This is a genomic window from Nostoc sp. (assembly GCF_036919555.1).
Taxonomy (GTDB): domain Bacteria; phylum Cyanobacteriota; class Cyanobacteriia; order Cyanobacteriales; family Nostocaceae; genus Nostoc.
On the sequence record NZ_JBALCS010000123.1, the window covers coordinates 37,923 to 59,389 of the forward strand.

Genomic DNA, 21,467 nt, shown 5'->3' on the forward strand with positions numbered 1-21,467 from the left:
TGTTTGCATACCTGTACCTCACCGGATTGAAAATGGCTATATGATATGAAAGTTCTTAAAATTACGAATTACGAAAATTACGAAAATTACGAAAATTACGAATTACGAATTACGAATTATGTTGAATCAGAGGAATCTTAATCACAAACTCAGCCCCTTGTCCTGGCTGCGAAATACATTCTAAGCAACCGCCATGTCTTTCTGTAATGATCTGGTAGCTGATGGCAAGTCCCATCCCCGTGCCTTTGCCGATGGGCTTGGTGGTAAAGAAGGGGTCAAATAGTTGTTTTTTAAGATCTTCTGATATTCCCAATCCATTGTCGGTAATCCTAATTGTTACCTGATTTGGCTCTTGTAGTTGGGTGCAAATGCGAATTGTCGAAATTCGGCATTGGGCATTGGGCATGGGGCATGGGTTATTCCTCTTGTCCCCCTCATCCCGACTCCCGACTCCCTCTTCTAAAGCATCGATCGCATTTGACAAAATATTCATGAATACTTGGTTTAGCTGCCCAGCGTAGCATTGAACCAGAGGTAGTTTCCCGTATTCTTTGATTATTTCAATTGTCGGGCGCTGGTCATTAGCCTTGAAGCGGCTTTGCAAAATCATTAGAGTGCTGTCGATTCCCTCATGGATATCAACAGCTTTCATTTCGGCTTCATCCAAGCGCGAAAAAGTTCGCAAGGAAAGCACAATCTCCCGAATGCGGTCTGCCCCAACTTTCATTGAGTTGATTGTTTGTGGCAAATCTGATTTCAAAAAGTCCAGTTCGATTAGTTCTGCAAAATCCTCAATTTCTGGCACAGCTTGGGGATAATGACTTTGGTAGAGTTGCAAAAGTGAAAGTAAATCTTGGGTGTATTCCTTAGTAGGGCTGAGGTTGCCATAGATAAAATTCACCGGGTTATTGATTTCGTGTGCCACTCCTGCGACTAGTTGACCCAAGCTGGACATCTTTTCACTTTGAATTAAGTGAGTCTGGGTGCGTTGAAGTTCGCGGAGTGTTTCTTTGAGTTCTTGGGCTTGTTGTCGTAGTTGCGCTTCCGACTTTAGCAGGGCTTCCTTAGCTTGTTTGCGTTCTGTGATGTCCCTAATAACAGCTACCCGACAGAAAGGCTCTCCTGTTTGAGGATGTTTAACCATAAACAGGCTGCAATCAGTGGGAATTTCTATGCCCGTTTGAAAATGCCTATAGCGAAACTCGCCTTGCCAGAAACCATGTTGAAAGATCAAAGGATTAATTTGCTGGATGAATTCTGCAAAAGCTTCTGGTGAATAAAAATCAACCAAGGATTTGGTTTTGGCTGCTTCCAGGCTACTAAGTCCCACCAGCTTGAGTCCGGCAGGGTTCACATACAGAACTTGCCCTTCCATTGAAGCAATGCCAATAAAGTCGCTGCTGTTTTCAATCAACGCTACAAATTTTTGCTGTTCCTCTTCAAATCGTTTGCGTTCTGTGATGTCCAGCACCATTGAGGCAACGCCAATCACTTGGCCATCAGGAGCCACTAACGGGTTGTTATACCACTCACAGACTATCGTTCTACCATCCTTAGTGACGTTCTCGTTGACACTAAAACTTCCTCCACGTTGGGTTAACAGGGCGGTGATAATCTCATTTACGTGCTTTCTAACGTTTTCAGGTACTATGATCTCAAAAGGATTCCCCAGCATTTCCTCTGTGGTGTATCCAAAGATTGTTTCTGCTGCTCGATTCCATGTCTGAATCTCAAAGTTGGTATTCCATTCAATAATGGCTAAAGGTGTTTGTTCAATCAGCAACGTCAGTCTTTGCTGTGAAGCCCTGAGTTCCTCTTCTGCTTGCTTATATTCGGTAATGTCGCGAAAATACCAAATCCTACCGTAATAGTCTCCTAAAGGTGATGTCTCACCACAAGCTCCTTGGTGTTTACGCACGGACGCAGAATAGCGGTCAAAAATCTTTCCAGAGTTCAGGAAAATTTCATCACGGCTGCTTTTTTCTGGATACTGATAAAGATATTCAACCTTAGCCAGAAATTCGTCTGGATTTACTAGTTGGTCTAGTACCCATCCCAGGAGTTGGCGATCATCGCGTGTTTGGAGCAGTGCCGCAGGAATTTGCCACAACTTGGAGAATTTCTGATTAAATGATACAATTGTGCGATTTTCATCAATAATCAGAATTCCGTCGATCGCAGCTTCTTGTTGAGCTTGCAATAAAGCATTAGTACGCTGTAGGTCTGACTCTGCTTGCTGGGGTAAGCGAAGCTGGTCGTAGACATCGCGCAGTGCAGCTTGCCGATCGCTGATGTCACATTCAGCCGTTTCACGAGCGATCGCTAATTCTTCGTTTTGTTGGCGCAGTTCTTCTAGGGTTTCCCGATGTGCCTCACTCTTTTGCATGAGTTCAGTAGGATCAGTCACACCCAGAACTTTCCCGGCTGCATTCTGTAAAATGATGTCTCGAATACTACCTACCAGAAATTTATTACCAGTCTCATCCTCAAAGCAAGACTTTTTTGTAGAGATAAGATGGGTTATACCCTGAGCATCGGTAAAAAGATCCTGGCTTTCATTGGTAATATTTGCACTGAAAACCAGTTCATCTTTTTCCCGGAACACATCAGCTTCTGCTTGAGGAAAAAAATCATAGTCTGACTTACCAATTAATTCTTCTCGGCTATGACCGACGAAATCACAGTAGGTATCGTTAAGTAATACCCAGCGATGTTGACGGTCTTTGACAAAAACTGGGTCAGAGATACCATTGATCATCTGATGCAGAAACGCCGGGGAGAAGTTTTCTTTTTGCGCGGGGTTATCTAAGAATTTAGGATGGTTCATACCCGAATTTATCTCTAAAATTGAGCTTAACAGCTTTTATTTAGCTCCGTGTGTGTCAGCATGAATAATATTTATTATTCCCAGAATAAATACGGATGCAACAACCAAAGTAATCTCTAACTTTTGGTGTTTCCAGGGGATTGGGGACTGGGGATTAGGAAGATTTTTTTCTCTGCGGGAACAAAGAGGCACTAGCGATCGCTTGGCGTAATTCGTAATTCGTAATTACGTTTTAGCAAGGGTTTCAGACATTACAAATGGGTGGCTTATTTACGCCGTACTGTACTAGCGATGCCTGGGTTGGGCTACGCCAACGCATTCATCAACTGTAGGGTGGCTTTTTTGAGTAGCATAATTGATATAAGTGCTTAAAATCCTTGTTTACTGGTAAAAAAACGGAGTTAGACTAGAACCACAGGGTAACAATCAGAAGAATATTATGATGAGCGATCGCGACTACACATTAATCATTGACAAAAGCGGTAGTATGTCCACACCCGACCAAGTAGGTGGTAGAAGTAGATGGGAGATTGCCCAAGAGTCTACTCTCGCTTTGGCAAGAAAGGCCGAACAGTTTGACCCCGATGGCATCACCGTTTACTTGTTTTCCGGCAGATTTAAACGCTACGATGATGTCACCTCAGCCAAAGTCGCACAAATATTTCTCGAAAATGACCCTTCTGGAACGACAAACTTAGCAGGTGTACTCCAGGATGCCCTTAATAACTATTTTCAACGCAAAGCAGCCGGTAAAAGCAAGCCAAATGGAGAGACAATTTTAGTCATCACCGATGGTGAACCAGACGATCGCAAAGCTGTGTTTGAAGTCATCATTCATGCTACTCGCCAGATGGAGCGTGATGAAGAATTAGGAATTTCGATCATTCAAGTAGGTTCAGATGCTCAAGCAACTAAGTTCCTCAAAGCTTTGGATGACCAGTTACAAAGTGTTGGCGCTAAATTTGATATTTGCGATACGGTTACTTTAGACGACTTAGAAGAAATGAGCCTTGTAGATGTATTGACAAACGCAATAACTGACTAATGTGTTGATCACCCATAGTCCAGTAACTCTTTACTATTAATAACTGGAGAATTGAATAATGCTAGAGAATCGTGATTATACCTTGATTATCGACAAAAGCGGCAGCATGGCAACCCAAGATCAAAAGGGCGGTAGAAGTAGATGGGTTGCAGCACAGGAATCTACTTTAGCTTTAGCTAGTAAGTGTGAGCAATTTGACCCAGACGGCATCACTATTTATGTATTTTCTGGTAAATTTAAGCGATACGAAAATGTTACATCCAGTATAGTAGGGCAAATTTTCCGAGAAAATGATCCCTCTGGTACAACTGACTTGGCAGGTGTGTTAAAACACGCAACTGATGATTACTTACAACGCAAAGCAGCCGGTCAAACAAAGCCAAATGGTGAAACAATTTTAGTGGTTACTGATGGTGAACCGGACGATCGCAAAGCAGTAATGAGGGTAATTATTGAAGCTTCTCGCCGCATAGATCGAGATGAAGAATTAGCTATTTCCTTTATTCAAGTCGGCACAGATCCACAAGCTACGCGTTTTCTCAAAGTCTTAGACGATGAACTCCAAACTGCTGGTGCTAAGTTTGATATTTGTGACACCATTACTATGGAAGACATGGAAGATATGAGTTTATCGGAAGTGCTACTTAATGCCATTAATGACTAGCTATACTATTTATTAGGAATTGCAAAAATGGATTCCATTGATAAGCTGTTAGCTGAACTCCAAACTGAATACAAAGAAGTACAACCACAACAGCAACAATCAAAATCAGCCACAGCCAAATCCGGTATGCCACCATCGCCAAAGTCGGCATCTTTTATGGATAACCTTTTGGCAGAAGTTCAGGCTGATTTTGCAGAACAGGATGCTGCTATTGAGTTAAAAAAACAGCAAGAACTAGAACAGGAACGAATTCGACAAGAACAATTCAAAGCCAAACAACTAGAGGCTTTGAAAGTGCAGGCAAAAGAATGGTTAGCCAAAGTAGATCCACTTTCGTCCGAAGGACTTTGGTTTGAAAGGTTTGCTGAAAGTTACTCTTCCAAATTAGAGGCAGCAATTGAATATTTAAGAAGCAATGATTAACAATTCAAAATTCAAACATTTTAGACCTTACGGATAAATCTGCCAACGGAAGTAGGCAAGAATAAATCAAACTATCTTACGCAATGTAAATTTAATGAACTTGGCTCGTAATCGTGGCTTTAGCCCTATTTTAAGGGCTGGAGCCGCTTACTATAAACCTTTAATTATTCACGCCTACTTACTTATGAATGTGAATTAAATAACGTCTAAATATGGTTTTAATCTCACCCCGCCTTTGATTTTCGTCAAAGTCTCCCCTCTCCTTAGTAAGGAGAGGGGTTGGGGGTGAGGTTTTGTATTTTATTAAATCGGCGTTCCTTAGGTCTTCTATAATGTAACCGTTCAGGGGTGTATTCATGCGATCGCTAATTAGGGCGACCAGCAGATGGTAAGCTCAGAGTCATGGAAAACAGGCTATTTTGTCTCCCTCAAGATAAACGAGGTAACTCTGGTTACTAAATACTATGCCTTCAGCACTTTTACTAAATCTTTGCTAGTCTTTGCAAAACAACTTGGTATTGTGCCTCAACATCCTCTCGATCCAGCTTCTCGAATAAATTTTCACTGCCACGTCTAATCATATTGGCATGACGTAGTAGCGCCACGTAGTTGTTTTTGTTACGTGTGTACTCAGCAATAGTTGCGATCGTCTCCAGCAAGCGGATTGTGACTGCCACCTCTTGTCGCCCGTACTGTCGAATCTGGTGAAAGGCATCATCAACTAGTGCTGCAAACGTCACCTGGTCGGCAATTAAACGGAGCTGATCATTGTCATCGTACCAGTAGGGGGATGGGAACTCTCTTTGGGTCAAATGGCATAGGGCTACACTAAGCTGGTCAATACACCGAATTGCCGTGAATGGGTCGTTGACGGCAGGGGAAATTGCCCGAATTGCAATCTCCACCAGTTGCTTAATGGAGAATTCCACATCTTGGAACGCAGTGCGTTCTCTACCCAAAATGAATGCATAATTGATCTCCTTTGTGAGCTTTCCATTCCCCCGTTCAAAAGGAAAAACCCTGACCAGCTTGCTACCTCGCACGATAAACTTGCCTGGGCGGTGCTTTAAATGCAACAGAAGGTCTTTCGACTTAGCAATATTCATCAAGCGGTCGTAATCAATTGCCCGAATATAACCACTGCCAGTCGCCAAGATTGGATAGGCTTGTTGCTCGAAACCCGTTGTGATTTCCTCAACAAGTTGCCGCTTGTGTTCGGGGTGACTATTTCCCGGATTTTCAGAGAATACATAATCAATATTAGATTCCAATTCATCACTAATCTCTCTGATGATGTGCCATGCATGAATTGAGGTTGAGGCATGGTGGATGAAGTAAATTAATACAAGAATACTAGCGATCGCCAGCAGGATGGCGACAGTGATTGAAATTTTCGGTACAAATGGTTGCTCTGCATCAGTATGAACACTCCGTAGCACGAGCAAACAGTAGATAAACGTAGCAATAAACGTGCCGAGTACGAACTTAAATCTTATATCCTGCATAAAATTTCGCAGCACTCGTGGCCCGAACTGTTGAGAAGCGAGCGTCAGAGCAACGAGCGTGACTGAGAAGACAGTACCAGCTACGGTAATCATTGAACTAGCAATGGTTGAAAGCAGAGTTAGCGCACTATCCGCTCCGCCAGTGTAAATCTTCAAGCCCGACTTTTCCATTAGTCCTGACTTGCCTGTTGAGTCAAGTGTGAGCATGAAGAACGCTAGTGCGATCGCTGCGCCTGTGATCAGTAATGGCACAAACCAGTAGCTAGAATGCAGCCCTTCCCAAAGTTTGATCCGGTTATATTTTTTCATCTGCCATAGTTCGTATATAAGACTTGCTTATTGCCGTCTTAAGTACTGTAGCTGTAAAAATACTTGCGTCTGAACTAACTTTCTCAGACTTTGGGCAACTACTGCTTCAATGGCAACAACCAAGAGCAGTCCAATAATAATTTCAATGTTATGCATAGTTTATCTACTTGCGTTCCCATAAATTTTAACTCTTCAAGAATACGAAGAGTGTAATTACTACTGTTATCATTTCTATGTTTAATTAATTTGATATTGTGGTCTAATGCTTTGCCAATCTTTGACAGTCTCGATGCGATATTGCTCCATTTGGCAGTATTGTTTCACATAGTTTGACAGAATTGCTATCCTGAATATTATTGTGTTTTAGAGCTTTGACAAGATTTGCACGGCTAAGATTAGCATTTCTAAAATCGGTGCCTTCTAGGTTAGACGCTTCTAGATTTGCCCCAGTTAAATTGACATCAGTTAGCAAGGTATTTCTTAAGGTTGCTCCAGTTAGATCCGCTCCTTGCAGATTTGCCTTACGGAGGTCAGCCCATTCTAAATTGGCATTCTTTAGATTAGCGTTTCTCAGGTTGGCTCCCTGAAGTTTGTTGAACGCAGGTCAACTCCTTGTAAGTTTGCATCCGACCAGTTCATTGCTGATAGATTACAGTTGAAACACCTCCTTGTTTCATTGATCTGTTGGACTTCATGCTGTCTTAGAAAATCATTACCTTTGCTAATCAGGGAAGTAGTAAGAACGAGCGATGCCGGGATAACCAGACGTAAAAAGGAAATCATAATATGAAATAATAGCTACAATTAATACAACAGAAAGACTTTATGAAAAGTCTTTTTGTTAATTGATAAAAATTTTGTTCACATCTCTAGTAAAATGCATCTTTTAAGTAACGAAATCTCAGCTAAATAAATATCCCAAAAACCAGTTTTAGGTTGAATAAAACATCATTAAGACTCTCAGGTTATCTAAAAACAAATTCAAACACAAAAAAGATGCTTTTAAACTCTAATTTTATTATGCAACACTTAATGAAAAGATTGATCTCGTAAAAGATATATTTTTATTGTATATATATTCCTCCAAAAGAACTACTATAAATGTTTAATAACCAAAATGAACAATCTATATTTAGAGATATAGTCTTGATATATAGGACTAGTATTTGATTTCTGAAAAGATACGTAGGGTGTATTAGCGACAGCGTAACGCACCATCATCAACGGTTTGGTGCGTTACGAACTGCGTTCTAACACACCCTACAATACCTAATTTTGTTCAAAAATCAAATATGATTCCTATATATGCTATGTAAACGTATAAATATAAAGTTCTACCCAATACGCTTGGGTTAAGGATAATTGTAGGTTGGGTTGAAGGTCGTGAAACCCAACAAACCACGACATAGGCAAAAACGCCTGAACCAGCTAGATGCAGAATGTGAGTCAAGAAGTTCATCAGGAATTCCCACTGACAATTGGAAGGTTACAATTCTTATACTAATCCGCATTTTCTATTCGGTTGCCGCCAGAGGGTCTTACCATTTGGGATTTTGAATTGCCTGTGGAACTATGTCAGCAGTTAACAAATATATCTTTTCATTTTGTTAATATCATCCCACAGAGGTAATGCAGGTAAGTTTGAATGGAGAAATTAACTAAACCAGTGCAATTTTGGTTTTGTGCAACTATCATCTTTTTGGGTTTGATCGGCTGCGATCGCTTTGTCGGTATTTCTGGAGAACCAGTTGAGCGAGTCAGTGATGGGGATACTATAGTAGTGAAAGATACCAATGGCAAAAATTTTACCGTGCGCTTTGCTTGTCTAGATGCGCCAGAAATAGCTCATTCTAACAAAGAAAAGCAGAGTAAACGCATTAGCGATCGCAATCAATTTACTTGGGGTGTGAAAGCACGAGAACGGGTGCAAGAACTGGTGCAACAAGGAGGTGATCGCGTGACATTGAATATCACAGATAGCGATCGCTATGGACGCCAAATTGCCGAAGTCCGTTTAAAAAATGGCACTTTTATACAACAGGTATTGTTGCAAGAAGGGTTGGCAAAAGTCTATCGTCCCTATTTAAACAAGTGTCCTAGTAAAAACTTAGTTCAACAAGCCGAAGCTGAGGCGAAGCAACAACGGCTTGGCGTTTGGAGTGATACTAAATTTGTGAATCCTTGGGAATATCGCAGCTTATATAAGAAGTAAAAACTCTAGCTGTTTCTAATTGAATGCACTACATTTTTTGGCATTGCATATTTGCGCGATGATTTAGCAACTTCCAAAATTCCCCCCCTACTCCCTGCCCCCTGCCCCCTGCTCCCCCTACTCCTCTCCCCAAGTTTGCAGTTGTAAATACACAAGTACCAGCGTCACAGCTAGTAACACCGTCGCTGCTGCTGCTGCATAACCAAAATCAAACTGAGCAAAAGCCTCTTGGTAAATGTAGTAAACTAACAAATTAGTCGAATTCAGTGGGCCACCGCCAGTCATCACATAAACTTGCTCAAAACTCCGCAATGTAAAAATCGCCGTAGTGATGATTGCAAATATCACAGTCGGGCGCAATCCAGGCAGAGTAATATACCAAAATTGTTGCCAAGCATTTGCTCCATCCAAATCTGCTGCTTCATAACGACTGGGAGGAATTGCTTGCAACCCTGCTAAAAAAACCACCATATTGAAACCTAATTGTTTCCAAATACTCATTACAATAAGTACTGGCATTGCCCAAAATGTATCTCCTAGCCAGGGTATGGCTGAAATGCCAAAAAAATCTAAAAGTCCGTTAACTGGCCCTGATGTTTGAAACAGCCAGCGAAATCCCAAACCGGCTGCCACAAGTGAGATAATTGAAGGCAGAAAATAGGCACTTCGCAGGATGCCCCGCAAGGGAATGGAGCGGTTTAATAGCACTGCCAATCCCAAGGAGATAACTAAACTGGGAATGATCGTAGCAACAGTAAAATAAAAGGTGTTACCCAGAACTTGCCAGAAGTCGGGGTTGACTAGCAAGCGCCAATAGTTTTTTAAGCCTATCCAATAAGTACCTTTTAATGTGAAACTACCAGCAGTGAAACTGAGGTAAAACAAATAGGCGATCGGCCAAATGATAAAAACGCCCAGTAAAATTAGTGCTGGTGTGAGAAAAATCCAGGCTGCTACTGTATCATTATCCAACCACGACTTACTATATATTTTTCGCATCTATAAATTTTCCTTCTTAGCTCTTATGATCCTGTGCCCTAATTCTACCCTTAGCTTGGTTTCTCCTAGTATTAGCGATCGTTTGGGTAAGCCCTTGGTTCATAATTATCTCTATTTGGAGTCTTTGCTTAAACTAAGTTTTGCACGTACTTGATCAAGCGTATATTTTCCCGCCGTAGGCATCGCACTCGCTGTCTATGCTGGACAATATAACCATCAACAGGCAATTTCAGCAAGCTTTTAGAGGATGAATGAACAAGTCTAATTTATTACTAGCCCTGGCGACTAGAAGTCGCGCGCCAGGTGCTTCAAGTCGGCAAAGCCGCCCAACGCACTGGCTTGGCTATACAGACAAAATCCACCTCCGTGGGTTAAAAACCTTGCTTTTTCATGCTTTCCACGCAGGTGGACTAAGCTTTGTGTAGTAGCGAATTCTATTCGCCCAATACTTTTCAAACATTATAAGGGTGGATGTACGAACTCGAAGTTTACCAGCGTTGATTAGCGTTTGAATAGATTGGCTAGCTGGATCTGACTTAGCGCTAATTTCCTCAGCAACAGATTGAGGAATGTAGAAATCATCAGGATATTCGATAAATTGATTCAGGTAGCTCAGTTTAGCTAGAAAAATCAGTGGTGATGAATTGAGAACAATTTGCATTCATTTACTAGTTTTTTTCCACAGCAACATCTTCTTCAGAAAGGTAAGAAAATTCAATTCCCATGAGGTCTAGAATTTTGAGGAATTCTGCTGGCTTCCGTTGCATAACTTCTGTGGCTTTTTGAAGGCTGATTACTTTAGCAAGTAAAGCACCAAGTAAAAATATAAAATTTTATTTCTGCTCAATGCTGTGGAATATCTGAACTTCTAAGGCGATCGCTTGGGTAAGCTCTTGGTTCATAATTATCTCTACTTGGAGTCTTTACTTAAACCTAATCCACTCTATTTTTTGAAAAAAAAATTAGATCGTTCCGCTTCGTTACACTCAAAAAGGGTAAAGGAAAGAAGGGCAGAGGGCAAAAGAGCTAAAGTGTCAAGGGCTAAAGAGTCCTCCCAACCGCGCAGACAACACGAAAACCAACAACGTCGCCGATGATGCCGACGTCACCGTAGGTGTCGAGGCGGGACGCAGAACGGCAGTATATAGGAATGAAGGTCCAGGAACCGCCCCGCAGCATCCGATTTTGATCAGTATCTATCCATGCACTTCCATCACTAGGCGCTCCTTCATAGCTGCCATGCCCAGTATCTTGGCACCACTCCCAAACATTAGCGTGCATATCGTATAATCCAAAGGCGTTAGGTGGAAAACTTCCTACTTCTGTTGTTTCTTGACGATATTTCCCCTGTGGTGCAGAAGCATAAGTGAAATATCCATTATAGTTAGCTAACTCAGTTGTAATCGTCTCGCCGAAGTGAAATGGTGTCGTTGTTCCTGCACGACAAGCGTATTCCCACTCTGCTTCACTAGGTAGGCGATATTTACGCCCAGCTTTTTGACTCAGCTTTTTGCAAAAGTCTACTGCATCATTCCAGGACACATGCTCTACAGGACGTTTTGCTCCCTTGAAGTCGGACGGATTGCTACCCATTATTTGCTGGTACTGTTCCTGAGTCACTTCAAACTTGCCGATAAAAAAAGCAGGCACATTTACAGCGTGCTGTGGTTCTTCATTTTTGGTTTGATCATTTTCATCGGGTGGCGAACCCATATTAAAAGAGCCTCCAAGAATCTCAACCATATCTAAAGTTATGCCATTACCTAAGTCCTCCTTAAAGAACTTAGCTTGCTTGTTAGGATCTCGTTTAATTACCTGTCCCTTTTCATCCACCGTTACCGTTTCAAACTCAACCGTCCACAAGGGTAATCCCAATGCTTTAGACGCTTCCTTAGTAGGGGGAATATATTTAGGTTCAGCTACAGAGATAGTAGATTCAGGTGTCGGTGATTGACCCTTAAAAATTTCACAACCTGCTAGTGCTGTCACCAAACCTACACCTCCCCAGCCAGCCCACTTCAAAAACTTTTGTCGGGTTATTCGCTCTTGAGCCGGTTGAATGCGTTGAGCAGAACTTGGCTGCCGAATCAGAGATTTAATCAATTCTTGGCTTGCTACAACTCTGGTTTCAATTGCAGTCACATTCTCAGCAGTCAGATTCAACGCTTGATGACGTTGCCTTAGTTGAGAGCGTTTGAAAGCACTGAGCGGATATTCTTGCTGAACAGCTTCTGTAAATTCCTGCTCATATTGCCGCAACTTTGCTTGATGGGTTTCAATCTCCGCATTAATCCGCCTCTCGATCGCACCCACATCCCCTTCACTCAACCCCAATGTCTGCCACGTTTGCTGCAACTGCTGCCGCGTCACCTCATCTGGATAATGCTGGCGCTACGTCGCCTTGACAAACGCTTGCTCGTACTGCTGAAGTTTTTGATGATAGCTTTCAATCTGTGTTGTGATTTGTGCTTTGATTGGTGCAACATCTACATCCGTCAGTCCCAAGTGCTGCTGCTGTTGGCGTAAGTTATTTCGGGTTGCCTTTTGATCGCGATCGGCTTCTCCCGATTTGATACCTTCAACCAAAAAACGAGTGTAAATCGATAAATCTTGCCCCTCTTGCTCAAAGGAATATTGAGTCGAAGTAGAAGAAGTCAACACGGCTCGTCCTTCACCACCTAACTGTTCCCGGATATCAATCATGCCGTCATCTTTGGCAGACATCCCCTCGGCAAACGCGTCACTAAAGCAGCTATCTAGGATCACCACCTGCCGACGGGAACGGCTTTCGCTCATGCGATCGTGAATAAAATTGGCAGACACCGACGTTGAGCGAATCAATTCGCCCTGCTGCATCTTACTGGTGTTGCGAGTCGCCAGATACAGCCTACCGCGATCGTCTTTGATGCCGTGTCCCGAAAAATACAGCAGCAGCAAATCATCCTTGTGCCGACTCGAGAACAGCATTTCGATCGCAATTTCTACAGCTTGTCGCTCAGGATTTTTTAGCAGGGTAATATCTGACGCAGCAAATCCGCCCATCTCTGGATGCAGCAGCACCTCATACACTGCTTCCACATCTCTAACTGCACTGGGCAAAGGGTTCAGCCCTGGCTCATATTCACTGACCCCAATCAGCAACGCTACCTTCGCCATTTAACTCACCTATGCTCCGATCAAATTCTATGCGGCTTTAATCTCTGTGTTGTTTCGTTCATACCAAGTTTTAGAATATCATTTATATCAATTGGACTAGTTATGAGCTAAATCTTGACAGCAAAATTTAATCAAGCGATCGCAACATGGAAGGAGACATTGCTAAATCAAAGGATGAAATTTTACCTATTTATGTGAGAAAAATCCAGGCTGTTACTGTATCATCATCCAACCACGACTTAGTATATATTTTTGGCATCTATAATTAACCCTCTTAGCTGTTATGACCCTGTGCCCTGATTCTACCCTTAGCTTGGTTTTACCCAGCATTAGCGATGTTTTCCAACAAGTCGCCCCTTTAAAACTGGGAATTATGGCTTCTGGGAATGGCAGCAATTTTGATGTAGTTGCCCAAGCTATCCAAGATGGACAGCTAAATAATGCCCAAATTCAAGTTTTAATTTACAATAACCTCTCGACGAAAGCAGCCGTAAGAGCAGCTAATACAGTTGTAGAAACTGTCTATGTCGAAAAATTAAGGGACGAACGCCAACACCCCCACAGGAGAACCAGAACCACCACGCAATCTCAGAACTGCGATCGCTAGAGTAGTACCTTTAGGTGGTAGTTGATCCAAATTTGTCAGATTCTCCAACACAATGCGCGGTTGTTCTAAAACTAAGCGGTTAATCCCAAAACTGTTATCCTGTCCAGGGTCTACGCCATGAGTATCAATTCCTATACCCGCTATTTGCCGATCATTCAGTAATAATTGAGTCGCATCCCTGCCAAACCCAGGAAAGTGGGCAATTCCTTGAGCATCATGATTGAGGAATGCACTTTTATCAAACCACTTTTTTTGCCATCCAGTATTCAGTATAACTACGCAACCAGCAGAAATTTCACCGTATTCTTCTTCCCAAGCCAAAACATCAGCAATAGTCAGGGCATAATCAGGATTTACGTTTGTGACTTGGCGAATATCTATGACTACCGCAGGTACAACCAAAGACTGGGCTGGGTATTCGTCAATTCCCATAGCATAACTATGAAAACTGTTAGGGGCATTGATATGGGTAGCGCTATGTTCCCCCAAGGAGAAACGTCGGAGATAATAGCCATCATTATTTAGTTCAGCCACAGTTTCAAATTCTACTGTGGGATCTCCAGACCATTGGGGAATATCTATGTCAATTACATGACTTAGGTGGATAACACGTGTGTAGGTGATACTATTTTGACTTTGGGGTTGTATCATCCCAGCCTTCTATTTTTTTTGTACTCACGGATTTTTTTCAAAGGTGCGATGCCTGGGTTGGGCTACGCCTACGCAAAGATAGTACTACGATTACAATGTTTTTTAATCGCTTGAACTGCAAGATTTATACTTTTAATTTCCAATACTAAAAGAAATAATCCCCCCAATTCCTATAAATTCTAGGTTTTTGGGGAGGTTCAAATGTTGCAGCAAAAAGTTAATTAATCTTAGTTAACAACCAATAGGTTAATTTTTAATTAAAATTAGGTTAACGTTACATGATGTCTACGTTGAGGGTTGCTCGTGTAGTGGAATTACGATCACAAACTCGGCACCTTCTCCTGGTGCTGAAATACACTGGATTTGCCCACAGTGTTTTTTGACAACAATTTGGTAGCTAATTGATAATCCCATACCAGTGCCTTTACCCACAGGTTTTGTAGTGAAGAAGGGGTCAAATAGGCGTTTGCGTACTTCCTCAGTCATTCCTAGACCATTGTCAGCAATGCTAATAATTACACGATCTTCTTTGATGAGCGTGCGAATACGAATCTGTGGAAAAGTCATTTGTCCTTGGTCATTTGTCCTTTGTTCAGTGTTGTTTACTAATGACAAATGACTAATGACAAATGACTCCTCTAAAACATCGATCGCATTTGTCAACAAATTCATAAACACCTGATTCATCTGTCCGGCGTGACACACTATCGGTGGTAGGTTGCCGTAGTCTCGGATTACTTGGATTTCGGGATGTCCTGGTTTGGCTTTCAGGCGATTTTGTAACAGCAGCAATGTGCTATCCATACCTTCATGAATATCCACTGCTTTGGTATCGTCTTCATCAAGGCGAGAAAAATTGCGTAAAGATAGGACAATCTGCCGAATACGTTCGGCTCCCATCTTCATAGAATCCAGGACTTTGGGCAAATCGTGCCTGAGAAAGTCTAAATCAATGGTGTCAATTTGTTGATCAATTTCTGGTATTAGTGGGCAGTAGTTCTGGTAAAGTTCTACCAAGTGGAGCAAATCCTTGGTATATTCACGGGCATGGTTAATATTGCCGTAGATAAAATTGACAGGATTATTAATTTCGTGGGCAACACCTGCCACCAACTGTCCCAAACTGGACATTTTTTCAGTTTGAATCAGTTGGACTTGGGTTTGTTGAAGTTCTAGCAATGCCGCTTCTAGTTGCTGGGCTTTATCTTGGGCAGTTTGGGCAGCAATACGACTTTGGGTGTAAAGTTTAGCTTGGTCAATGGCGATCGCTAGTTGAACTGTAACTGCTTGTAGTAATTGTACTTCGTTGTCTAGCCAAGGCCGAAAGCCACTACAATAACCACAGGTAAATGTGCCAATTTCGCCAGATTGGGTATGTACGGGCAGCGACATAAAGGCAGTGAAACCAAAATCCTGCAAAAACTGCCGTGCTATAGAATCGTTCACAGTCTTAACATCATCAATGCGGATGATTTCTCTATTTAAGGTTTTAGCTGCGATTAGTTCGATTTCTGCATTAGTTGCTTCTTGGTCGTTAAGCAGATAAGGTAAAAAGGAACTTTTCGCCTCATATACTCTTTCCCAGTACGGTATATCAGCGTCTTGTCGATACCAAAAGAAGGCGCAGCGATCAATTTGGAATAAGTTGCGAATCTCCTGCACTGCCGTTTCCACAATGCAATTGACATCCAAAGAAGCTCGAATCTGGCTAGAAAGACGATTGATTAGTGCTTCCCTCTGGGCGCTTTCTCTGAGTGCAATTTCTGCTTGTTTGCGCTTGATGCCAATGGCAATTTCCTGGGCGGCAAATTCCAGTGCTGTGAAAGTTGATTCTGTCAATGCTTGGCGGGCAAACATGGCTATTACCCCTACAGTTTCATCTTCAACAATTAGGGGATAGCCAGCGAAGGCGATCATACCTTCTCGTTGCGCCCATTCTTTGTTACCCACGCGGGGATCTGTTTGCACAGAGTTAGTTAGGTGGGGTTTGCCTTTTTCGGCAATCAAACCAATTTTGAATTGACCGACTGGCACACGTTTATGGGAGCCATTAATGTGCGTGTACATCCCTGAACTGACTTGCAACTCTAATACGTTGTCTTGTTTGTTCAGCGTCCAGATGCGAGCAAAGGCTGCATCAAGATGTTCAACTAAAGCGTCTGTGCAACGGCGCATCATGTTTTGTAAGCTGTCACTCTGGGTAAGGGCCGCGTCTACATCGGCACGAAAATTTGCTAAACGCGCTCGTTCTGCTAGAGCTTCTAATGCTTGTTTGCGGTCAGTGGTGTCATGGCAAATGCCAACGAAGTTTAAAACATTACCATTGGTGTCTCTAATCACAGATGAGTTGCTTGTATGCCATCGCCAAGTGCCATTTTTGTGTTTTATTCGATATTCAATTGCGTCTTGTTTCTTGCTTGTTGTCAAAAGTCTTTGGAAATAATCGGCACAGATATGCACATCGTCTGGATGTATAAAGGGAATAAAGGATTTACCTTCAACCTCTGCAACCTCATGTCCAAAAATTTCAGTCCAGTTAGGAGAAACGTAGGAAAATATTCCCTCAAGGGTCAGCGCAAAAATAATGTTATTGGCGTTTTCAACAATCCTGCGAAACTTGGCATCGCTTTCTATTAATGGTGCTTGTATTGTGTCGCTAGTGTCGCGGACAATAACAATGATTTGCTGGTTTGGTAATGATAATAACCTAGCTTCAAAATTATTGTTCCCTTCTGGTAGCGGTAAGGTATATTCAAAACTAACTAAAGATTGAGTTTCAAGTACTTGAGTTATTGCTTGCTGGAAGCGATCGCCTACAACAGTCGGTAGGCATTCTCGCAAACTCTTGCCCTGACAATCTCCTGGTAAAATATACAGACTCTGTATCTTTCCTGGTTTGTAATCCAGGATAGTTCCATCAGCATCGAGCCGAAAATACAAATTAGGAAGTACCTGCAAAATCGCTGCAAATTCTGATATTTTTTGGAGTAACTGTGCTTCAACTGCTTGGCGTTTTGCAGTTTCAGTTTCCAGTTCCTCTAGTGCTTTTTCTCTTTCTGTAATTTTACGTAGGCAATAAGAGGAATTTATAGATGGCGAGTAGCTTTCTGTTAGGGAAGGTTGGCTTCCCACTATGGTTACTTCTGTTAGATCCACACAATAACCGATGTAACCGACAAAGATGCCATCTCCTGCAAACCGTGGCGCGGCTGTATCTAAAATCCAGCGATATTCGCCATCAGCCCGACGCAGGCGATATTGCCTCTGGAACGAATCATGAGCCGCAAATGCTCGCAAATATATATCTTCAGATCGCTGTCTATCTTCTGGATGGACGCTACAACTCCAGATATTGCCTATCTCCTCTTTTGGCGCAGATGTAGAAGCGCCTGTTGTTAGATATGTTCCAGTAAATTCCAGCCAATTTGAATTGAAGTAAGAGTAAAGTGCATTGCATCCAGCTATCCAAATCATCAGAGGAGCTGTATCCGCCTGCTGGTAAAATACTTTTTCATCCTGTTGTATGTCTTTCTCTTCAACTATGATTTGGTTAACGTAGCTCTGCACCTTTTTATAAAACACTTTTGCCTGCCTGCTCTGCCTAAATTATTAAGGGAATAGTCTGAAAATAGGATTTTTTAATACATCAATATAATCTTTTTCATCCAAACATGATATTTATCTTAATACTTTATTTATTTTTATGTGTGCCAAAATTGCTTTTATACTGTGAAAAAATTCAAAAGATGCTGAAGTTATCATCAAGATTAAGTTCAGCATTTTTGGTGAAATTTAAACTATCCATGTGTCGAAGAAGTTATATAACTTTGTTTGTTCTTAAAATTACCGATAAATTCATCCTCGCTATGTAATTGCATTGCTCAAAAACCTGATTTATCTTCACGGAAACTACATGATTCTCTTTGAGGCACTTACGTCTTTATCAGAAATTCATAATAATCAAGAATTCCATACCAAATAAATATTGATTTTTTATCAAGAAGAATTCAGCATGAATTAGAGTCGGGCTGATGGATCTAGCTTGCTTAAAATCATGGGTATAAAAGGGTTTGATATCCACATCTATACTAAGCAATATTCAGTCTATTGGTGGTATAAAACCCCACTTTATTCATTCAAAAGCCCGAATTATGACTTCTGAATTCTTCTTCAATGTTCCCAACAAAACCCAACTTTCCAAAATTGGCTTGACCATTCAAAACGCCTTATATAGCAATCCTATCTGAGTTGTAAGAAATCTGAGTGATCACAAATCGCCAAGTACGCCAAGGAAAAGAGAACAAAAACAGAATTCACAAATCTGCGCGTTTGATTTAGGATTGCTATAGCAAAATCGCAAATTAAATGAGAGAAATGCTAAATGTGATATCAACACGTTGCCAGAATGGCTGGCAATCGCGTTTTATATGTTATAAAGCTCAGAGAAATTCATGTTAGGCGGAAACTACTCTATGGAACCAGATAAACTGGGCCGTTTTAAGGAGTACGGCGAATTCATCGTCAGAAAGATAGATTCTGTGCCCCAGTCCCCTTCTAAACAAGAAGATTGGGTTCCAGCTAGTCTTGATGACTGTCTCCTGCGTCTGCGGTCAGCTGCCCAGAAAACTGTAGACCTGGCAACTTCGCCTGTGAAAATTGGGGTGATGGGGGAATTCAGTAGTGGGAAAACTTTACTTTTAGGCAGTCTTATTGGATATGCAGATGCTTTGCCAGTCAGTGAAAACCCCACTACAGGTAATGTTACCGCCATACATATCATCCCACAAGACGAGTTTGCAACGAGTCAAGTAAGTAATTTTACGGTGAAGTATCTTTCTCATGAAGGAGTACATGAGTGTCTACGCTTCATGCTAGGGGAAGCCAATAAACGAACAGCAGCAGCTGGACTTCCTCCTATACCAGTGTCGAAACTCAACTCTGGTAAAGATATTATTAGCTGGTGTGAGGAAGCATGGAATAGTAGTAACAATTTGGAGTTACGTTATTTACTTCGGGAGTTGGTATTATTCCTGCGGGCTTATCACGCATACGGGGAAGTTATGTGTGGTGGGCGCTACCAGATTGATGCTACTACCGCCCGCGAGGGGCTACAGCTAGTCGAACAGCCAATGGCAATCCAAACTCTGAAATTTGAGGATTTACCCCCAGCGCACATCCGATTACCAAGTCCACCCCAGAGGCTACCAACAAAATTATTGCAAAACAGTTTCCCACTCATCCGCCGCGTAGATATCGATGTGAAAATATCACGGGAAATTTGGGATTTTGCAGGCGCAGCTAAATTTATTCTGATCGATTTTCCGGGATTGGGGGCTGCTAATTCGGGGGCTAGAGATACCTTTTTGTCACTGCGGGAATTGGCAGAAGTACAGACAATTTTGGTACTGCTAAATGGTAAATCTCCCGGTAGCGATCGCGCCAACAAAATCTTTACGATGATGCAGCAGCAGCGACCGGGACAAGACCTGAAAGATTTAATTCTCGTCGGTGTGGGTCGCTTCGATCAATTACCCCTTGACAATGAGGGTGGCGAAAGAGAACTTGACCAACTGATTGAAGATAGCCCACATTTGCAGGAAGAAACAGTTTTCCAAAAACTCAAAGTTCTGCAAACTATCATTGATGGTGCAGAAGCGTTTACAACTCAAAAAGACCGCATCGTTTTACTGTCGCCACTATTAGGACTGGCTGAATTAGCAAAACGTTCTACTACAGTCAAAGCCGGCTCACCAGAGTTTTTGGCTAACTTAGACTATCCTGATTACCTAGATCGGTCTAAACGGCTACAAGAGAAATGGGAGCTATTAAGTGAACGGTTGCTAGAATCTGATCCCCGCAGTTATTTAGGCAGACAGCTAGGTTACTTTGCTCAAGATGGGGGACTTGGTAAGCTGCGAGAATTGATTCAAACCCACGTAGCTACTCATGGTCTGAAGCAACTATATGAAGATACTAAAAGAGCTGCTGATGTGGTGAGTCAGCAACAAGATCACTTGAAAGATATCATAGATGAAATTCACGAGCAAGGCATCCCCACAGGCGATAGTCCCGCTTTTATGGAATTGCGTTTTGTGGTCGAAAGCTTGGATAAAATCTACAGGAATTTTCAAAAAGATTTAGGGAAAGAACCACTCAAAGACCGGCGCGGTGTTGTTGTCAGCGATGTAGTGAAAGACGAACTTACCTTTAGAATCCTCAATTGGAACCAGTGGACTTTACTCTTCAACAAAGCCAACAATGGAGCGATCGCTCTGGCAGAATCTAAAGGTGCAGCCGGGAAATTATTTGACCGGGGAAACCGTGTAAATAGCTCCCTCCCGACTAAGAGTGATGATTTTTATCCAGTATTTGAAAAAACCGTTAAGGAAGTAGAAGATTTTGCCCGCGATCGCATCCATCAAGCAGTGGTAGATTTGTTGAATCAATTGTCAAATTATGTAGCCCCAGAACGCGACCAATTGCAGGTAATTTTCCATCCAGAAATGGAACAAGAAATCGAAGAAAAATTTGGTTTTGAAGATGCTGATCTCTTTTACAAATTATTACTAGGATGCGATCCTAATGAATGGAAAGAAGCAATCATCTCCGAAATTAGTAGTAAACACAAAACCATTGCACCCGAAATCATTTTTCCCCTAGCGCGTCAAGACGACAAACACAACGTTGGTCAAATCTTTGACTGGGCACCAGAAAAAAGCCAAGGTTTACCCAGATCGAGCAATCACCAACTTTTAGTACTGCGACTGCGAGATGAAATCACTGCTAGCGCTAGTCTCCATCTTGTGCAGTATGTTAGCGAAGTTAATCAGCAAATTAATTCCGAACTAGAAGGCATTTTGGATCAAATTATTCCTAGTCTGCAAAACCTTTCAAAAAAAGAAATTTTGCTGAGATATTTGGCGGCTGGGGAATTGCCATCTGAGATAGCAATTCCTACTTGGTTGCAGATTCTTTCAGAAATTGCCGCGATTTCTGACGCAGATGATTTGAGATAAGCTAACTTAGAAAATGACTGATTGCGATCTGGTACGGTTATGAGGATGTATTT

General features: G+C 42.0%; 17 protein-coding genes. 6 read left to right on the forward strand and 11 right to left on the reverse strand.

All coding sequences use genetic code 11. The annotated features are described in order from the left end of the window. Nucleotides 1-109 precede the first annotated feature (109 nt). On the reverse strand, nucleotides 110-2,827 hold the full coding sequence (locus V7K36_RS33180; protein WP_335122219.1) for a PAS domain S-box protein: 2,718 nt from the start codon (nucleotides 2,825-2,827) through the stop codon (nucleotides 110-112). Between the two features lie 439 nt (nucleotides 2,828-3,266). Between V7K36_RS33180 and V7K36_RS33185 the strand changes: the two genes are divergently transcribed. Genes V7K36_RS33185 through V7K36_RS33195 form a run of 3 tightly spaced genes read left to right on the forward strand, consistent with a single transcriptional unit; the run spans nucleotide 3,267 to nucleotide 4,959 of the window. Continuing rightward, nucleotides 3,267-3,872: a vWA domain-containing protein gene (locus V7K36_RS33185; RefSeq protein WP_273764635.1), complete on the forward strand. Its 606-nt coding sequence runs from the start codon at nucleotides 3,267-3,269 to the stop codon at nucleotides 3,870-3,872. A gap of 58 nt (nucleotides 3,873-3,930) precedes the next feature. Next, complete coding sequence (locus V7K36_RS33190; protein ID WP_334830895.1) at nucleotides 3,931-4,536, forward strand: vWA domain-containing protein; 606 nt, start codon at nucleotides 3,931-3,933, stop codon at nucleotides 4,534-4,536. Between the two features lie 27 nt (nucleotides 4,537-4,563). Next, on the forward strand, nucleotides 4,564-4,959 hold the full coding sequence (locus V7K36_RS33195) for a salt stress protein, Slr1339 family (RefSeq protein ID WP_335122221.1): 396 nt from the start codon (nucleotides 4,564-4,566) through the stop codon (nucleotides 4,957-4,959). Between the two features lie 482 nt (nucleotides 4,960-5,441). Here the strand turns inward: V7K36_RS33195 and V7K36_RS33200 are convergent, their stop codons facing one another. From V7K36_RS33200 to V7K36_RS34385, 4 genes are all read right to left on the reverse strand, one after another. Beyond that, nucleotides 5,442-6,773, reverse strand: coding sequence for a DUF2254 domain-containing protein (locus V7K36_RS33200; protein ID WP_335122223.1), 1,332 nt, complete (start codon nucleotides 6,771-6,773; stop codon nucleotides 5,442-5,444). Nucleotides 6,774-6,800: 27 nt separating this feature from the next. Beyond that, entirely contained in the window at nucleotides 6,801-6,929 is a 129-nt protein-coding gene (locus V7K36_RS33205) for a hypothetical protein (protein WP_335122225.1), read from the reverse strand. Between the two features lie 103 nt (nucleotides 6,930-7,032). Continuing rightward, complete coding sequence (locus tag V7K36_RS33210; protein WP_335122285.1) at nucleotides 7,033-7,347, reverse strand: pentapeptide repeat-containing protein; 315 nt, start codon at nucleotides 7,345-7,347, stop codon at nucleotides 7,033-7,035. After that, complete coding sequence (locus V7K36_RS34385) at nucleotides 7,344-7,556, reverse strand: pentapeptide repeat-containing protein (RefSeq protein ID WP_442948543.1); 213 nt, start codon at nucleotides 7,554-7,556, stop codon at nucleotides 7,344-7,346. Before V7K36_RS34385 ends, V7K36_RS33210 begins: the two co-directional genes overlap by 4 nt. Nucleotides 7,557-8,418: 862 nt before the next feature. Here V7K36_RS34385 and V7K36_RS33215 point away from each other — a divergent pair. Continuing rightward, entirely contained in the window at nucleotides 8,419-8,985 is a 567-nt protein-coding gene (locus V7K36_RS33215; protein WP_335122227.1) for a thermonuclease family protein, read from the forward strand. Between the two features lie 117 nt (nucleotides 8,986-9,102). On the opposite strand, the gene V7K36_RS33220 is transcribed toward V7K36_RS33215, so the two are convergent. From V7K36_RS33220 to V7K36_RS33235, 4 genes are all read right to left on the reverse strand, one after another. Next, on the reverse strand, nucleotides 9,103-9,984 hold the full coding sequence (locus V7K36_RS33220; protein ID WP_335122229.1) for a carbohydrate ABC transporter permease: 882 nt from the start codon (nucleotides 9,982-9,984) through the stop codon (nucleotides 9,103-9,105). A gap of 388 nt (nucleotides 9,985-10,372) precedes the next feature. Continuing rightward, a complete protein-coding gene (locus V7K36_RS33225; RefSeq protein WP_335122231.1) occupies nucleotides 10,373-10,645 on the reverse strand; it encodes a PIN domain-containing protein in 273 nt (90 codons plus the stop codon). 380 nt (nucleotides 10,646-11,025) lie between these two features. After that, nucleotides 11,026-12,354, reverse strand: a complete 1,329-nt coding sequence (locus tag V7K36_RS33230) for a formylglycine-generating enzyme family protein (RefSeq protein WP_335122232.1) — start codon at nucleotides 12,352-12,354, stop codon at nucleotides 11,026-11,028. Between the two features lie 21 nt (nucleotides 12,355-12,375). Further along, entirely contained in the window at nucleotides 12,376-13,140 is a 765-nt protein-coding gene (locus V7K36_RS33235; RefSeq protein ID WP_335122234.1) for a caspase family protein, read from the reverse strand. A gap of 283 nt (nucleotides 13,141-13,423) precedes the next feature. Here V7K36_RS33235 and V7K36_RS33240 point away from each other — a divergent pair, with 283 nt between their 5' ends. Beyond that, complete coding sequence (locus V7K36_RS33240; RefSeq protein WP_442948544.1) at nucleotides 13,424-13,747, forward strand: hypothetical protein; 324 nt, start codon at nucleotides 13,424-13,426, stop codon at nucleotides 13,745-13,747. On the opposite strand, the gene V7K36_RS33245 is transcribed toward V7K36_RS33240, so the two are convergent. Next, nucleotides 13,676-14,398, reverse strand: a complete 723-nt coding sequence (locus V7K36_RS33245) for a cyclase family protein (protein ID WP_335122236.1) — start codon at nucleotides 14,396-14,398, stop codon at nucleotides 13,676-13,678. The two genes, V7K36_RS33240 and V7K36_RS33245, sit on opposite strands and share 72 nt — an antisense overlap. 285 nt (nucleotides 14,399-14,683) lie before the next feature. Next, on the reverse strand, nucleotides 14,684-17,980 hold the full coding sequence (locus V7K36_RS33250) for a PAS domain S-box protein (protein WP_335122237.1): 3,297 nt from the start codon (nucleotides 17,978-17,980) through the stop codon (nucleotides 14,684-14,686). Between the two features lie 890 nt (nucleotides 17,981-18,870). Here V7K36_RS33250 and V7K36_RS33255 point away from each other — a divergent pair. Next, nucleotides 18,871-21,414 carry a proteasome protein gene (locus tag V7K36_RS33255; protein ID WP_335122238.1) on the forward strand — a complete coding sequence of 848 codons (2,544 nt, stop codon included), beginning with the start codon at nucleotides 18,871-18,873 and terminating at the stop codon, nucleotides 21,412-21,414. Nucleotides 21,415-21,467 lie beyond the last annotated feature (53 nt).

What these genes read in the sequence shown, in the direction of transcription:
- V7K36_RS33220 (WP_335122229.1), bottom strand. Translation starts at nt 9,984, where the DNA reads ATGCGAAAAATATATAGTAAGTCGTGGTTGGATAATGATACAGTAGCA.
- V7K36_RS33205 (WP_335122225.1), bottom strand. Translation starts at nt 6,929, where the DNA reads ATGCATAACATTGAAATTATTATTGGACTGCTCTTGGTTGTTGCCATT.
- V7K36_RS33235 (WP_335122234.1), bottom strand. Translation starts at nt 13,140, where the DNA reads ATGGCGAAGGTAGCGTTGCTGATTGGGGTCAGTGAATATGAGCCAGGG.
- V7K36_RS33185 (WP_273764635.1), top strand. Translation starts at nt 3,267, where the DNA reads ATGATGAGCGATCGCGACTACACATTAATCATTGACAAAAGCGGTAGT.
- V7K36_RS34385 (WP_442948543.1), bottom strand. Translation starts at nt 7,556, where the DNA reads ATGATTTCCTTTTTACGTCTGGTTATCCCGGCATCGCTCGTTCTTACT.
- V7K36_RS33215 (WP_335122227.1), top strand. Translation starts at nt 8,419, where the DNA reads ATGGAGAAATTAACTAAACCAGTGCAATTTTGGTTTTGTGCAACTATC.
- V7K36_RS33245 (WP_335122236.1), bottom strand. Translation starts at nt 14,398, where the DNA reads ATGATACAACCCCAAAGTCAAAATAGTATCACCTACACACGTGTTATC.
- V7K36_RS33200 (WP_335122223.1), bottom strand. Translation starts at nt 6,773, where the DNA reads ATGAAAAAATATAACCGGATCAAACTTTGGGAAGGGCTGCATTCTAGC.
- V7K36_RS33255 (WP_335122238.1), top strand. Translation starts at nt 18,871, where the DNA reads ATGGAACCAGATAAACTGGGCCGTTTTAAGGAGTACGGCGAATTCATC.
- V7K36_RS33180 (WP_335122219.1), bottom strand. Translation starts at nt 2,827, where the DNA reads ATGAACCATCCTAAATTCTTAGATAACCCCGCGCAAAAAGAAAACTTC.
- V7K36_RS33225 (WP_335122231.1), bottom strand. Translation starts at nt 10,645, where the DNA reads ATGCAAATTGTTCTCAATTCATCACCACTGATTTTTCTAGCTAAACTG.
- V7K36_RS33240 (WP_442948544.1), top strand. Translation starts at nt 13,424, where the DNA reads ATGACCCTGTGCCCTGATTCTACCCTTAGCTTGGTTTTACCCAGCATT.
- V7K36_RS33195 (WP_335122221.1), top strand. Translation starts at nt 4,564, where the DNA reads ATGGATTCCATTGATAAGCTGTTAGCTGAACTCCAAACTGAATACAAA.
- V7K36_RS33190 (WP_334830895.1), top strand. Translation starts at nt 3,931, where the DNA reads ATGCTAGAGAATCGTGATTATACCTTGATTATCGACAAAAGCGGCAGC.